The 12,736-nt window shown below is 63.8% G+C and carries 10 protein-coding genes and 2 tRNA genes; 3 read left to right on the forward strand and 9 right to left on the reverse strand.

Going from position 1 to position 12,736, the window contains the following annotated elements; genetic code table 11:
• Positions 1–128: 128 nt before the first annotated feature.
• On the forward strand, positions 129–326 hold the full coding sequence (locus QX051_RS03545; RefSeq protein WP_315738273.1) for a hypothetical protein: 198 nt from the start codon (positions 129–131) through the stop codon (positions 324–326).
• 189 nt (positions 327–515) lie between these two features.
• Here QX051_RS03545 and QX051_RS03550 read toward each other — a convergent pair.
• Positions 516–592 (reverse strand) — tRNA-Asp (locus tag QX051_RS03550).
• A 489-nt stretch (positions 593–1,081) separates the two neighbouring features.
• Here QX051_RS03550 and pepT point away from each other — a divergent pair.
• A complete protein-coding gene (pepT, locus tag QX051_RS03555) occupies positions 1,082–2,338 on the forward strand; it encodes a peptidase T (RefSeq protein WP_315775072.1) in 1,257 nt (418 codons plus the stop codon).
• Between the two features lie 6 nt (positions 2,339–2,344).
• Here the strand turns inward: pepT and QX051_RS03560 are convergent, their stop codons facing one another.
• Positions 2,345–3,202, reverse strand: a complete 858-nt coding sequence (locus QX051_RS03560; RefSeq protein WP_315775073.1) for a class I SAM-dependent methyltransferase — start codon at positions 3,200–3,202, stop codon at positions 2,345–2,347.
• A gap of 64 nt (positions 3,203–3,266) precedes the next feature.
• Positions 3,267–3,869 carry a hypothetical protein gene (locus QX051_RS03565; protein ID WP_315775074.1) on the reverse strand — a complete coding sequence of 201 codons (603 nt, stop codon included), beginning with the start codon at positions 3,867–3,869 and terminating at the stop codon, positions 3,267–3,269.
• A gap of 206 nt (positions 3,870–4,075) precedes the next feature.
• Between QX051_RS03565 and QX051_RS03570 the strand changes: the two genes are divergently transcribed.
• The gene (locus QX051_RS03570; RefSeq protein WP_315775076.1) at positions 4,076–4,903 is read left to right on the forward strand and encodes a metallophosphoesterase; all 828 of its coding nucleotides are present in this window, start codon (positions 4,076–4,078) and stop codon (positions 4,901–4,903) included.
• On the opposite strand, the gene QX051_RS03575 is transcribed toward QX051_RS03570, so the two are convergent.
• From QX051_RS03575 to tig, 6 genes are all read right to left on the reverse strand, one after another.
• Entirely contained in the window at positions 4,842–5,327 is a 486-nt protein-coding gene (locus QX051_RS03575) for a cyclic nucleotide-binding domain-containing protein (protein WP_315738278.1), read from the reverse strand. The two genes, QX051_RS03570 and QX051_RS03575, sit on opposite strands and share 62 nt — an antisense overlap.
• Positions 5,328–5,664: 337 nt before the next feature.
• Positions 5,665–5,741, reverse strand: a tRNA-Val gene (locus QX051_RS03580).
• A gap of 185 nt (positions 5,742–5,926) precedes the next feature.
• On the reverse strand, positions 5,927–8,350 hold the full coding sequence (gene lon / locus QX051_RS03585) for an endopeptidase La (protein ID WP_315738279.1): 2,424 nt from the start codon (positions 8,348–8,350) through the stop codon (positions 5,927–5,929).
• 328 nt (positions 8,351–8,678) lie between these two features.
• A complete protein-coding gene (clpX, locus tag QX051_RS03590) occupies positions 8,679–9,953 on the reverse strand; it encodes an ATP-dependent Clp protease ATP-binding subunit ClpX (RefSeq protein ID WP_012044595.1) in 1,275 nt (424 codons plus the stop codon).
• A gap of 444 nt (positions 9,954–10,397) precedes the next feature.
• Positions 10,398–11,030 (reverse strand): ATP-dependent Clp protease proteolytic subunit, encoded by a 633-nt coding sequence (locus QX051_RS03595; protein ID WP_315738280.1) that lies wholly within the window; start codon positions 11,028–11,030, stop codon positions 10,398–10,400.
• Positions 11,031–11,328: 298 nt separating this feature from the next.
• Positions 11,329–12,687: a trigger factor gene (gene tig, locus QX051_RS03600; protein WP_315759189.1), complete on the reverse strand. Its 1,359-nt coding sequence runs from the start codon at positions 12,685–12,687 to the stop codon at positions 11,329–11,331.
• Positions 12,688–12,736: the final 49 nt, after the last annotated feature.

Raw genomic sequence — 12,736 nt, forward strand, 5'->3', positions numbered from 1 at the left:
TCCCGATTGCCGGCGCGCCGACTGCAACCGATGAAACCATTTTGAGGAAACGAGGAAACCGGATCGAAACAAAGCGAAGGTACATGTCCAGGCAACAAAGTGGCGCTCTGAGACGCCGGGAGGCTGACATGAACCACTCGCTGCATTCCGCAGACCGATCGACTCACCTGAAGATCGTCGTCGTTGCCCTGATCGCAGGCATCGCGGTAACCGCTTTCGGTATCGCGACCCGCGCCAATGTGGATTACAGCCAGACGGCATCGCACGTCGTGAAGGCCGGCAAGCCTGTGACCGTGACGAGTTCCAGCGACTCGATGGTCCGCTGAGCCGTCGGTCCGCTGCTGACAGCGGTCGCAGGCCACCCGCTGGGTGGCCTTTTTCGTGCCCGATCGGAAAGATTAGCGACGGAGAGCCTGCAGTTCGGCGAAGCGTCGGATGGTGGCCGGGGAGAGATCACGCGGTCGCACGGCTTGCGGCGGCAAAGGATCAAATCGAAAGCTAAGCCATTGAAAACATGGCGCGAGAGACGGGGCTCGAACCCGCGACCTCCGGCGTGACAGGCCGGCGCTCTAACCAACTGAGCTACTCCCGCGTGATCGCGAAATCCGCGGAGGAGTGCGACTTAAAGGGGCGATGTTTCGAAGTCAAGGACAATGAACCGATAGCTGTGCGAAGTCCTTGATGAGCGGTCAATCGAGGACGCCGGAGCGCGGTCTCTCTGAGTGGCGTCGGGCATCCGCCGTAACTCGCGCATGATGATGGGCCAAGTCGATGATCCGTCTTTTTTCTTCGGGACCGCAACGGCACGACCGCAAAGGAAGATGAGTTTCGAATCGCCGGACTGGGTATCCTTTAGGTCCCATGCGCGCGCAGGAGCGCGCAATTCAGCCGCCGGCGGGCGGTACCGATCACAGCGGGTCGCGACGTCGCATTCCGCAGCAAAGGAGCCGGCGGATGCGCTTTGATCGGGGGAACCACTGATAGCCTGATGAACCCTGGTATCTGGCATGCAATAACTGATATATTAGTATACCGATGCATACGGTAACATATTGTTCCCTCTCCTGTCCTTGTGGTGCACATGTCCGATCCGCTTCGCAGCTACACCCACTCCGTCACCGAGCGTCTGCTCCGCTATGTCGTGATCGATACCCAGTCGGACCCGACATCGCCGACCTGCCCTTCGACGCTCAAACAGAAGAATCTCGGCCGGTTGCTCGCAGCCGAGCTGCAGGCGATGGGCCTCTCGGACGCCCATCTGGACGACCACGGCTACGTCTATGCGACCATCCCGGCCACCACCGACAAGGCCGTGCCGGTGATCTGCTTCTGCTCGCACATGGACACGTCGCCCGACTGCTCCGGAGCCGACGTGAAGCCGCAGATCGTGCGCAACTACCAGGGCGGCGACATCGTGCTGCCTAAGGACCCGAGCCAGATCATCCGTGCCGCCGAGCATCCGGCGTTGAGGGACCAGATCGGCAACGACATCGTCACCACGGACGGCACCACGCTGCTGGGGGCCGACAACAAGGCCGGCATCGCCGAGATCATGGACGCGGCGCAGTTCCTGATCAGCCATCCGCAGATCAAGCACGGCACCATCAAGATCCTGTTCACGCCGGACGAGGAGATCGGCCGCGGCGTCGACCGGGTCGACCTGAAGAAGCTCGGCGCCGATTTCGGCTACACGATGGATGGCGAGACCGCAGGCAACATCGAGGACGAGACCTTTGCCGCCGACGGTGCCACCATCCTCATCAACGGTGTCAGCGCCCATCCCGGCTTTGCCAAGGGCAAGATGGAGCATGCCATCAAGATCGCATCTGCGATCATCGAGCGGCTCCCGAAGGATAGCTGCTCGCCGGAAACGACGGAGGGCAAGGAAGGCTTCCTGCATCCGGTCGGGATCTCCGGCGCACTCGAACAGGCGCGACTCGACTTCATCGTGCGCGATTTCAGCGAGCAGGGCTTGCGGCAGAAGGAAGCGCTGCTCGAGGACATCGTCAGGGACGTCCTGAAGGACTATCCGCGATCAAACTATCGGATGGAGGTTCGGCAGCAATACCGCAACATGAAGGAGGTCATCGATCTGCATCCGGAGATCGTGACCTATGCCGAGGAGGCGATCCGCCGCGCCGGCCTGACGCCGGTCAGGACATCGATCCGCGGCGGGACCGATGGTTCGCGGCTGTCGTTCATGGGCCTGCCCTGCCCCAACATCTTCGCCGGCGAGCATGCCTTCCACTCGCGTCTCGAATGGGTCAGCGTTCAGGACATGGAGAAGGCGGTGCAGACCATCGTCCATCTGGCGATGATCTGGGAAGAGCAGTCCTGAGCGCCGTCAGGCGCGCGCCGTCACCAGCCAGATCGAGCCGGCGAGCGTCACGCTGTCGCCGCGTCCATACTGCGTCAGCAGCTCGCGGACCGACTGCCGCGCCGCATCGCGCGTCTCCTGGGGATGCCCCTCCAGCGCGCGGCTGGCGGGGCCGATCTCGAAGGCCGATTGTACGGCCGCATCGAGCCCCTTGCCGATCGCGACGTCGAGCGACAGCGCATGTGCCTCCAGCGCGACGTCGCTGAAGCCGGCCTCGCCCAGGATGCGCGTCACCCGCGCTTCCGATGCGAAGGCAAATGGACCGGGATCGTCGGGCGCCATCTCCGGCAGCTTCGGGACGTGGCGATAGACCGCCTGCAGCGGCGCGATCATCCAGGGATTGGCCTTCGGCTCGCGCCAGCAGGCGAATACGACCCGGCCGCCCGGCTTCAGCGCGCGGCGGATGTTGGCGAACGACGCCACCGGATCGGCGAAGAACATCACGCCGAACCGCGACACCAGCAGATCGAAGCTCGCCGGCGCGAACGGATGCACGGTCGCGTCGGCCAGCACGAACTCAGCGGGAAGCCCGGCCGGCGCCACCGCGCGCGCCCGCTCCAGCATCGGGGCGGAAATGTCGACCCCGAGCACATGCCCGCCAGGCGCCACCTGCCCGGCCAGCGCGATCGACAGGCCGCCACAACCGCAGCCGATATCGAGCACACGATCTCCCGGCTTGGCCGCAATGCGGTCGATCAGGATCTGCGACACCGGTGCGAGCAGGATGTCCTGCGCTTCCTGGCGATCGGACCAGCGCTGGCCGCCCGGCCCGTTCCAATAGGCGATCTGGTCGGCGTTGCGCTCGTCCCCTGCCGGCAATTGCATGATGTGCCCTGTCTGATTGAGGTCATCGCAAGAGCCGGCATGGCGCATGCAGCCGCCTGTCCTGTCAAGGCACGAGGCCGCGATGCGCTCGGGGAAGAAAGTGGGCCGGTTCTGACCACGGTTCGGAGAGACTTTCGCCGACGGCGAGAGCGCTCCAACGTCGGCTCAGCCGCGCGAACTCCTGTCGGATGGCGTCGCGCCGCACCGGCGTGTAGGCCGCGCGCTCCTCCGCTGACGTCCCACCCAGCAGGCTGCGCGCCGACGGTGCCATCTCGGCCCCGCGCGCCCGCAGCGCCGGATCGTCAGCCTGCTGCAGCCAGTCCTGCCAGCACACATAGGTGGCGCGCTCGGAGCGGGCATAGTCCTCGCTGCGTTCCGGCATCAGGCGCTGGTCCCTGGCCTCATGCCTGCGACGCAGCCGCGCGGTCTCGCGGGACGAGGTCGCATGCGGGACCAAATGAAAAGTCCCGGCCGTGCCGCCGGCCGCGAGCCGCCCGAACACGGCGCCGTCAATCCCGAGATGCTTCTCGACGATGAAGTGTTGCAGATCATGCGGCATCCAGGGATCGAAGCCTGGCGCCGGGCTCATTTCGAGGGTGCGTCCGTCGCCGAGCGTCGCGCGCACCGCGTAGCGGCGCTCGCCTGTGCGGACGAAGGAAACAGTCATGGGCGGTCGCGGACGACGAGACATGGGACACTCGCAATTAGCAGCTGCGGCTGAAAAACGGCCCCATCATACCGCCGCGGGCGAGGGATCGATAGATGCGCGCGGACCTGCTGGCGAGCGCAGCAGCGCAATGCAATAGCGGGACAGCCTCTGGTCTCGCTGGTTCTGGTCTCGCTCTTGCTTCGATCAGGCGCGTCAGGAGCCACATGCGCACTCTTATCGTTGCCGATCTTCATTACTCGCTGCCGCAGTTCGACTGGCTGGTGGCGGCTGCCGATCATTTTGATGCGGTGGTGTTCGCCGGCGATGCGCTCGATCTCGCCTCGATCGTCGACATTCGCGCCCAGATCGTGGTCGTGAAGACATATCTCGTGCTCCTGGCGGCCAAGACGCGGGTCATGATCTGCTCGGGCAATCATGACCTGGAGGAGCGCAGCCCGGATGGCGAGAAGATCGCGGCCTGGATCGGGACGGTCCGCGAGCTCGGCATCGCGGCCGACGGCGATGACGTCCTGATCGGCGATACGCTGTTCTCGCTTTGCCCGTGGTGGGACGGTCCGCTGGTCAAGGCCGCGATCGGACGCCAGCTCGATGCCGCCGCGACGCGCGACGCAGCCCGCTGGATCTGGGTGCATCATGCGCCGCCGGCCAACTCGCCGGTGAGCTGGGGCGGCAAACGCTTCTTCGGCGACACCGAGCTCGAAGGCTTCATCGCGCGGCACCGCCCGGCAATGGTGATCTCCGGCCACGTGCACCAGTCGCCGTTCATCAAGGACGGCTCCTGGTTCGATCGCGTCGGTGAGACTTGGGTCTTCAACACCGGACGGCAGCCCGGGCGACCGCCGGCCTACATGGTGCTCGACACCGATGAAGGGCGCGCCTTCTGGCTGGCGGCGGGGCAAGCCGAATGGGTCGATCTCGCCGGTCCGCTGCAACGCCCGGCCCAGCCCGTGACGGCGGCGCCGGACTGGCTCAGAGTCGTGGATCGGATTCCAGATCCGTTCCTGGCGAAACCTGCTGCGGCGGCAGGTTGATCATGCTCTGCAGCACGTCGCCGACCATCGCCAGATGCGTGCCATGGCCGGCATATTGCCGCTTGAGGTCGGCGAGATAGCTGTTGGCGACGTTCAGGCGCTGCGCCAGCATGCGCGCAATCGCGAGCGTCGCCTCGGGATTTTCAGCCAGGAAGCGCCGAGCGTCGGGAATTTCGTAGATCAGGCAATCCGCGGCGGCGCGCACGGTCGCCGTGTGAGGCTGCTCAAGCAGCAGCGACATTTCACCGAACAGCGCGCCCGGCTCCGACACGACCGCCACCGTGGCACCGGCCTTGATCACCTCCAGCCGCCCCTCGAGCAGGATGTAGAGATGCCCGGTGCTATGCCCCTCCTCGAGCAGCATGGTGGCCGCCGGAATGGCGCGCTCATGTCCGCCGGTGCAGTGGCGCAGGAAGTCGGTCATCGGTTCGCCCGCGATGTTTCACTCCGCGCGCCAAGCTAGCCGAAGAACGGTTCATCGCCACGCGAAATCGTCCGGGCGCTTCGCACCAGCTGTCGCAAAGGATTTTAAACCCCTGTCCGAATTGAGCACTCGGCGGCGCCATCATCGTGATCGGGACGTGGGTTGGGCTCAGCCGCCGAGGCTCGATGGCAAGGTGGCTCAGCTCTACGAGAGCAGCAGATCGATGAAACCCGACGCACAAACGCGCTTCTGGAGAGCATCGCCATCAGCTTGGAAAATCGACACGCACGACAATAGCAGCGTCACCATTGCGAGGGTGCGTCCCAGCGGATGCTAATGGTAGGCGGCGAGAGATTCGAACTCCCGACCCTCTCGGTGTAAACGAGATGCTCTAACCAGCTGAGCTAGCCGCCCTCACGTCGCGCTTCTTTACCCCCTGCCCGATCCTCAATCAACGCCGGAACCACGCGGCGGCAGCGAGAAACCGCCGCAGCGAGAACGGTGGGGGCAGACCACGCACGCTCGAAGGGTCGGTGGTTCGATCTCCCAAACGAAAACGGCGCCCTTACGGGCGCCGTTTCCTTGCATCAGTTCGGACCTCAGTGGGCGGTCAGGCCGCCGGCGGCTTCGTCGCCGTCGGCCTTCACCGGCACCTTGGTGTCCTCTTCCCAGACGATCGGCACCGGCTTGCGGACCAGGGCCCGGGCGACGACGTCGTCGAGACGGGACACCGGGATGATGTCCATGCCGCCCTTGATCGCATCGGAGATCTCCGTGAGATCCTTGGCGTTGTCCTCGGGGATCAGCACCGTCTTGATGCCGCCGCGGGCCGCAGCCAGCAGCTTCTCCTTCAGACCGCCGATCGGCAGCACGCGACCACGCAAGGTGATCTCGCCGGTCATCGCCACGTCGTGACGGATCGGAATGCCCGTCATGACCGAGATGATTGCGGTTGCCATCGCGACGCCCGCCGACGGACCATCCTTCGGGGTCGCCCCCTCCGGAACGTGGACGTGGATGTCGCGGCGGTCGAACATCGGCGGCTCGATGCCATAGACGATCGCCCGCGAGCGGACGTAGGACGCCGCCGCCGAGATCGACTCCTTCATGACGTCGCGCAGATTGCCCGTCACCGTCATCTTGCCCTTGCCGGGCATCATGACGCCTTCAATGGTGAGCAGCTCACCGCCGACATCGGTCCATGCCAGACCCGTGACGATCCCGACCTGATCGTCGCTCTCAATCTCACCGAAGCGATACTTCGGCACACCCAAGAATTCCTCGACGGCCTTCTCGGTGACCTTCACCGACTTCTTCTTGGACATCATGAGCTCCTTCACGGCCTTGCGGGCCAGTGTGGAAATCTCACGCTCCAGGTTACGCACGCCCGCCTCGCGGGTGTAGCGCCGGATCACGAGCAGCAGCGCGTCATCGTCGATCGACCACTCCTTCGAATCCAGGCCGTGCTTCGACAGCGCGGACGGGATCAGATGCTTGCGGGCGATCTCGAGCTTTTCGGTCTCGGTGTAGCCCGCGATGCGGATGATCTCCATGCGGTCCATCAGCGGGCCGGGAATATTCAGCGTATTCGCGGTCGTGATGAACATCACGTTCGACAGGTCGTAGTCGACCTCCAGATAGTGGTCGTTGAACGTCGTGTTCTGCTCGGGGTCCAGAACCTCCAGCAGCGCCGACGACGGGTCACCCCGGAAGTCCGAGCCCATCTTGTCGATCTCGTCCAACAGGAAGAGCGGGTTCGAGGTCTTGGCCTTGCGCATCGACTGGATGATCTTGCCGGGCATCGAACCGATATAGGTCCGGCGATGACCGCGGATCTCCGCCTCGTCGCGCACGCCGCCCAGAGACACGCGAACGAACTCGCGGCCGGTGGCCTTCGCGATCGACTTGCCGAGCGAGGTCTTGCCGACGCCGGGAGGTCCGACCAGGCACAGGATCGGGCCGGTCAGCTTGTTGGCGCGCGACTGCACCGCCAGGTACTCGACGATGCGATCCTTGACCTTCTCCAGCCCATAGTGATCCGCATCCAGAACCGCCTGCGCGGCCTCCAGATCCTTCTTCACCTTGGACTTCTTGTTCCACGGGATCGACAGCAGCCAATCCAGATAGTTGCGCACGACGGTCGCTTCCGCAGACATCGGCGACATCTGGCGCAGCTTCTTCAGCTCGTGCTGCGCCTTCTCTCGCGCTTCCTTGGAGAGCTTGGTCTTGTTGATGCGCTCTTCCAGATCGGCGAGCTCGTCGCGGCCGTCCTCGTCACCCAGCTCCTTCTGAATGGCCTTCATCTGCTCATTCAGGTAGTACTCGCGCTGGGTCTTCTCCATCTGGCGCTTGACGCGCGAGCGGATGCGCTTCTCGACCTGCAGCACCGAGATCTCGCTCTCCATCAGGCCCAGCACCTTCTCCAGGCGCGTGGTGACGGACAGCGTCTCCAGGATGCCCTGGCGATCGGCGATCTTGACGGCGAGATGCGAGGCGACGGTGTCGGCCAGCTTGCCGAAATCGGTGATCGACTGAACGACGCCGACGACTTCGGCGGAGATCTTCTTATTCAGCTTCACGTAGCTTTCGAAGTCCGACACGACGGACCGCCCGAGCGCTTCGGCCTCGACCGACTTCGCATCGGTATCCTCGAGCGCAACGGCAGTGGCTTCGTAGTAGTCGGCACGATCGGTGTACTTCTCGACGCGCGCTCGCTCCAGACCCTCGACCAGCACCTTCACGGTGCCGTCGGGCAGCTTGAGGAGTTGCAGCACGCTGGCGAGCGTCCCGGTCTCGTAGATAGCATCCGCAGCTGGATCATCGTCGGACGCGTTCTTCTGCGTCGCCAGCATCACCAGCGCGTCGTTCTTCATCACCTCTTCGAGCGCGCGGATCGATTTCTCGCGGCCGACGAACAGCGGAACGATGTTGTGCGGGAAGACGACGATGTCGCGGAGCGGCAGAACCGGATACGCGTGGCTCTCGCCGTAGACGATGGTCGGCCGGGGTTTGGGGGTCGTCATGGCCTGTTCCTTTTGTTTAGCCCCCTTGCACGCAGTCCGCCATCGTGCGCAACCGCCACAAGGTGCGATCTGATCCGGACATCACTGACGCGTCGATATCGCCCGCTTGTTTCGGATCGTTTGTTGAGGCGAATCCCGGGATTGAGATTTGTATCGCCACGCGACATTAGGTGGCTATCGACCCGGGGGGTGTCAAGTATCGGTAAACACCCGCCAAAAATGGCTCTACGCGGCGGGACGCTGAAACGCTGCGATGCCGCGGACATGATGTCCGCAGCGATCGCCGATCTAACAAATCGAGGTCTTCTGTCTCTCGTGCCAGCGCGCCTCACGCGCTGGCGCTGCTTTCCACCGCACGATCGGACCGATCGGCGTAGATGTAGAGCGGACGGGCCGTGCCCTCGACCACTTCGCGCGAGATGACCACTTCCTCGACGCCCTCGAGACCCGGCAGGTCGAACATCGTCTCGAGCAGGATGCTCTCGAGGATCGACCGCAGGCCACGCGCGCCGGTCTTGCGTTCGATGGCCTTGCGCGCCACTGCGCCCAGCGCCTCGTCGGCGAAGGTGAGCTCGATGTTCTCCATCTCGAACAGCCGCTGATACTGCTTCACCAGCGCGTTCTTGGGCTCGGTCAGGATTTTCTTCAGCGAGTTCTCGTCGAGATCCTCGAGCGTCGCCACGACCGGCAGACGGCCGACGAACTCGGGGATCAGGCCGTACTTCAGGAGATCCTCAGGCTCGACGTGACGGAAGATCTCGCCGGTACGGCGGTCTTCCGGCGCCAGAACCTGGGCGGCGAAGCCGATCGAGGTCGACCGGCCGCGCGCCGAGATGATCTTCTCCAGTCCGGAGAACGCACCACCGCAGATGAAGAGGATGTTGGTGGTGTCGACCTGCAGGAACTCCTGCTGCGGGTGCTTGCGGCCGCCCTGCGGCGGAACCGACGCAACCGTGCCCTCCATGATCTTGAGCAGCGCCTGCTGGACGCCCTCGCCCGACACGTCGCGGGTGATCGAGGGATTGTCCGACTTGCGACTGATCTTGTCGATCTCGTCGATGTAGACAATGCCACGCTGCGCGCGCTCGACATTGTAGTCGGCCGCCTGCAAGAGCTTCAGGATGATGTTCTCGACGTCCTCACCGACATAGCCGGCCTCGGTCAAGGTCGTCGCATCCGCCATCGTGAACGGCACGTCGAGAATGCGCGCCAGCGTCTGCGCCAGCAGCGTCTTGCCCGAGCCGGTCGGACCGATAAGCAGGATGTTCGACTTCGCGAGCTCGACGTCCGAGTGCTTGGTCTGATGGTTCAGCCGCTTGTAGTGGTTGTGGACGGCGACCGAGAGCACCTTCTTCGCATGGTTCTGGCCGATGACGTAATCGTCCAGGACCTTGCAGATCTCCTTCGGGGTCGGAATCCCGTCGCGCGACTTCACCAGCGAGGACTTGTTCTCCTCGCGGATGATGTCCATGCAGAGTTCGACGCACTCGTCGCAGATGAAGACGGTTGGACCTGCGATCAGTTTGCGGACTTCGTGCTGGCTCTTGCCGCAGAACGAGCAATATAGCGTGTTCTTCGAGTCGCTCGTGCCGACCTTACTCATTCCTGTCTCCGTCCGCGGTTCGCTCTTGTCCGCTCGTTCGTTCCGATCCGGCACGGGCCGGACCAGACTGGTGAAAGAGCAAATTTCGTACCAAAATTAACACCTTGTTCTTCACCCGTCGTGCACCGACGACCTACGCGAATCCCCCACGATCCATAACTGGACACTCTAGCCAATCATGCTGTCATCCGACTATCAAGAATTCGCTAATCGGAGCACAGACCCTAGACCGTGACATTACCGTGATTTTGGGGCTTGACACGGTAAGAACACGCGAAATCAGCGAAGCGTTGCGTGTTTGCCACGCCTATTTGCCGGCCGCACGGCAGGGTTGCGGCCCTTTTGGGACCCCCACCTTGGTACCTTTGCCGACCCGAGCCGGCAAAGGCGATGCTGTTGCGTTCCGAGGCCCGTCAATCGGACCCCGCCTCGATCACGGACGGCTCACTTGCCCATCGCCGCCGGATCTTCCGGCCGCTTGTCGAGAACCTTGTCGATCAGGCCGAACTCCTGGGCCGCTTCCGCCGTGAGGAATTTGTCGCGCTCCAGGGCGTCCTCGATCGCCTTGTAAGACTGGCCGGTGTGCTTGACGTAGATCTCGTTCAGCCGCTTCTTCAGGTTCAGGATCTCCTGGGCGTGCAGCATGATGTCGGTCGCCTGGCCCTGGAACCCGCCGGACGGCTGATGCACCATGATGCGCGAGTTCGGCAGCGAGAAGCGCATGTCCTTGTGGCCGGCACAGAGCAGCAGCGAGCCCATCGAAGCCGCCTGGCCGGTGCACAGCGTCGACACCGCCGGACGGATGAACTGCATCGTGTCGTAGATCGCGAGGCCCGACGTCACCACGCCACCGGGCGAGTTGATGTACATCGCGATTTCCTTCTTCGGGTTCTCGGCCTCGAGGAACAGGAGCTGCGCGACGATCAGGGTCGCCATGCCGTCCTCCACCGGGCCGGTCACGAAGATGATGCGCTCCTTCAGGAGGCGCGAGAAGATGTCGTAGGCGCGCTCACCGCGGTTGGTCTGTTCGACCACCATGGGCACAAGGTTCATATAGGTTTCGACGGGATCGCGCATGAATCACCCAAGGGTTGGACCAGCAGTTGAGACGACCGGCCGCCGCAGGTGAGGCTCATTTCAACGAGCAGCGACGGACAGGTGTCCCGTGATGCAGAACTTCAAGACCAAACTCACAGATATGGACCAATTCGCCGGTGACAAGACCGGGTCCCCTGGCCAGCCGCGAGCAAGGTCATTGCGCTGTTCAAGCTGATTCCCGCGGCGGCGGCCAGCGCCTGAACCGGGCCGACCGGCGCTTTCGCCGGTCAACCTTAATCACGCGCTTATGTCGCGAACCCTACGATGGGCGACCTGTTCAGGCCGCCTTGTCGCTGTCGTCGTCCTTGAACAGCTCGTCCTTGGAGACCTTCTTCTCGGTCACGTTGGCGAGCTCGAGGATGAAGTCGACGACCTTGTCCTCGTAGATCGGCGCGCGCAGCTGCGCGAGCGCCTGCGGGTTGTTGCGATAGAAGTCCCAGACCTCCTTCTCGCGGCCCGGCATCGAGCGCGCGCGCTCCATCACGGCGCGGCCGACCTCGTCGTCGGTCACGGTGATCTTGTTCTTCTCGCCGATCTCCGACAGCACGAGGCCGAGACGGACGCGGCGGTCGGCGATGGTGCGGTACTCCTCCTTCGCCTTGTCCTCGGTGGTGTTCTCGTCGGCGAAGGTCTTGCCGCTGGAGTCCATCTCGGCCTTGACCGAGTTCCACATCAGGTTGAACTCCTCGTCGATCAGCGACGGCGGCGCATCGAACTTGTGGGTCTCGTCGAGACGGTCGAGCAGCGCGCGCTTGACACGTTGGCGGGTCGCCTGGCTGAACTCGCCGGCGAGGCGGTCGCGCATCAGCTGCTTCAGCTTGTCGAGCGACTCGAGGCCGAGCGTCTTGGCGAACTCATCGTCCACCACCTTGTCCTCCGGAGCCTCGACCGCGGTCGCCGTGGTCTCGAACTCCGCGGCCTTCCCCGCGAGCTCGTTGTTGAGATAGTTGGTCGGGAACGTCACCTTGAGCGTGCGGGTCTCACCGACGCCGATCCCGATCAGTTGGTCCTCGAAGCCGGGAATGAAGGTGTTCGAGCCGATCACGACATCGATGCCCTCACCGGTGCCGCCCTCGAAGGCGACGCCATCGATCGTGCCCTTGAAGTTGATCTTCACCCGGTCGCCGCTCTCGGCCTTCGCGCCCTCGGCCTTCGCGGCGTAGCTGCGGTTGGCATCGGCCAGGCGCTTGATCGCCTCGTCGACATCGGCGTCGGTGATGTCGGCCACGGGCTTCTCGACCGAGAAGGTCTTGAAGTCGGCGAGCGCAATCGCCGGCACGACCTCGACGGCCACGGTGTAGGTCAGGTCGGACTGGCCAGCGAGGATCTTCTCGACCTCGGCCTCCTCCGTCGGCATCGTCACCTTCGGCTCGGTGGCGAGGCGGAACCCGCGCTCGGTGAAGATCTGCGTGTTGGTGTCGCGGATGGTCTGGTCGATGGTCTCGGCCATGACCGACTTGCCATAGATCTTCTTCAGATGCGCCACCGGCACCTTGCCGGGGCGGAAGCCGTTGATGCGGACCTTGTCCTTGAGATCGACCAGCTTGGCATCCGCCTTGGCGTCGAGATCCGCCGCCGGAACGCTGATCTGGAACTCGTGCTTCAAGCCTTCCGACAAGGTTTCTGTGACCTGCATGGCGTCAATCTTCTTCCGCTTCGGTCCGAACCCTTGCGATCCGGACACA

This window comes from Bradyrhizobium sp. SZCCHNR1053 (assembly GCF_032381235.1).
GTDB lineage: Bacteria > Pseudomonadota > Alphaproteobacteria > Rhizobiales > Xanthobacteraceae > Bradyrhizobium.

What these genes read in the sequence shown, in the direction of transcription:
- clpX (WP_012044595.1), bottom strand. Translation starts at nt 9,953, where the DNA reads ATGAGTAAGGTCGGCACGAGCGACTCGAAGAACACGCTATATTGCTCG.
- QX051_RS03570 (WP_315775076.1), top strand. Translation starts at nt 4,076, where the DNA reads ATGCGCACTCTTATCGTTGCCGATCTTCATTACTCGCTGCCGCAGTTC.
- QX051_RS03560 (WP_315775073.1), bottom strand. Translation starts at nt 3,202, where the DNA reads ATGCAATTGCCGGCAGGGGACGAGCGCAACGCCGACCAGATCGCCTAT.
- QX051_RS03565 (WP_315775074.1), bottom strand. Translation starts at nt 3,869, where the DNA reads ATGACTGTTTCCTTCGTCCGCACAGGCGAGCGCCGCTACGCGGTGCGC.
- QX051_RS03545 (WP_315738273.1), top strand. Translation starts at nt 129, where the DNA reads ATGAACCACTCGCTGCATTCCGCAGACCGATCGACTCACCTGAAGATC.
- tig (WP_315759189.1), bottom strand. Translation starts at nt 12,687, where the DNA reads ATGCAGGTCACAGAAACCTTGTCGGAAGGCTTGAAGCACGAGTTCCAG.
- QX051_RS03575 (WP_315738278.1), bottom strand. Translation starts at nt 5,327, where the DNA reads ATGACCGACTTCCTGCGCCACTGCACCGGCGGACATGAGCGCGCCATT.
- lon (WP_315738279.1), bottom strand. Translation starts at nt 8,350, where the DNA reads ATGACGACCCCCAAACCCCGGCCGACCATCGTCTACGGCGAGAGCCAC.
- QX051_RS03595 (WP_315738280.1), bottom strand. Translation starts at nt 11,030, where the DNA reads ATGCGCGATCCCGTCGAAACCTATATGAACCTTGTGCCCATGGTGGTC.
- pepT (WP_315775072.1), top strand. Translation starts at nt 1,082, where the DNA reads ATGTCCGATCCGCTTCGCAGCTACACCCACTCCGTCACCGAGCGTCTG.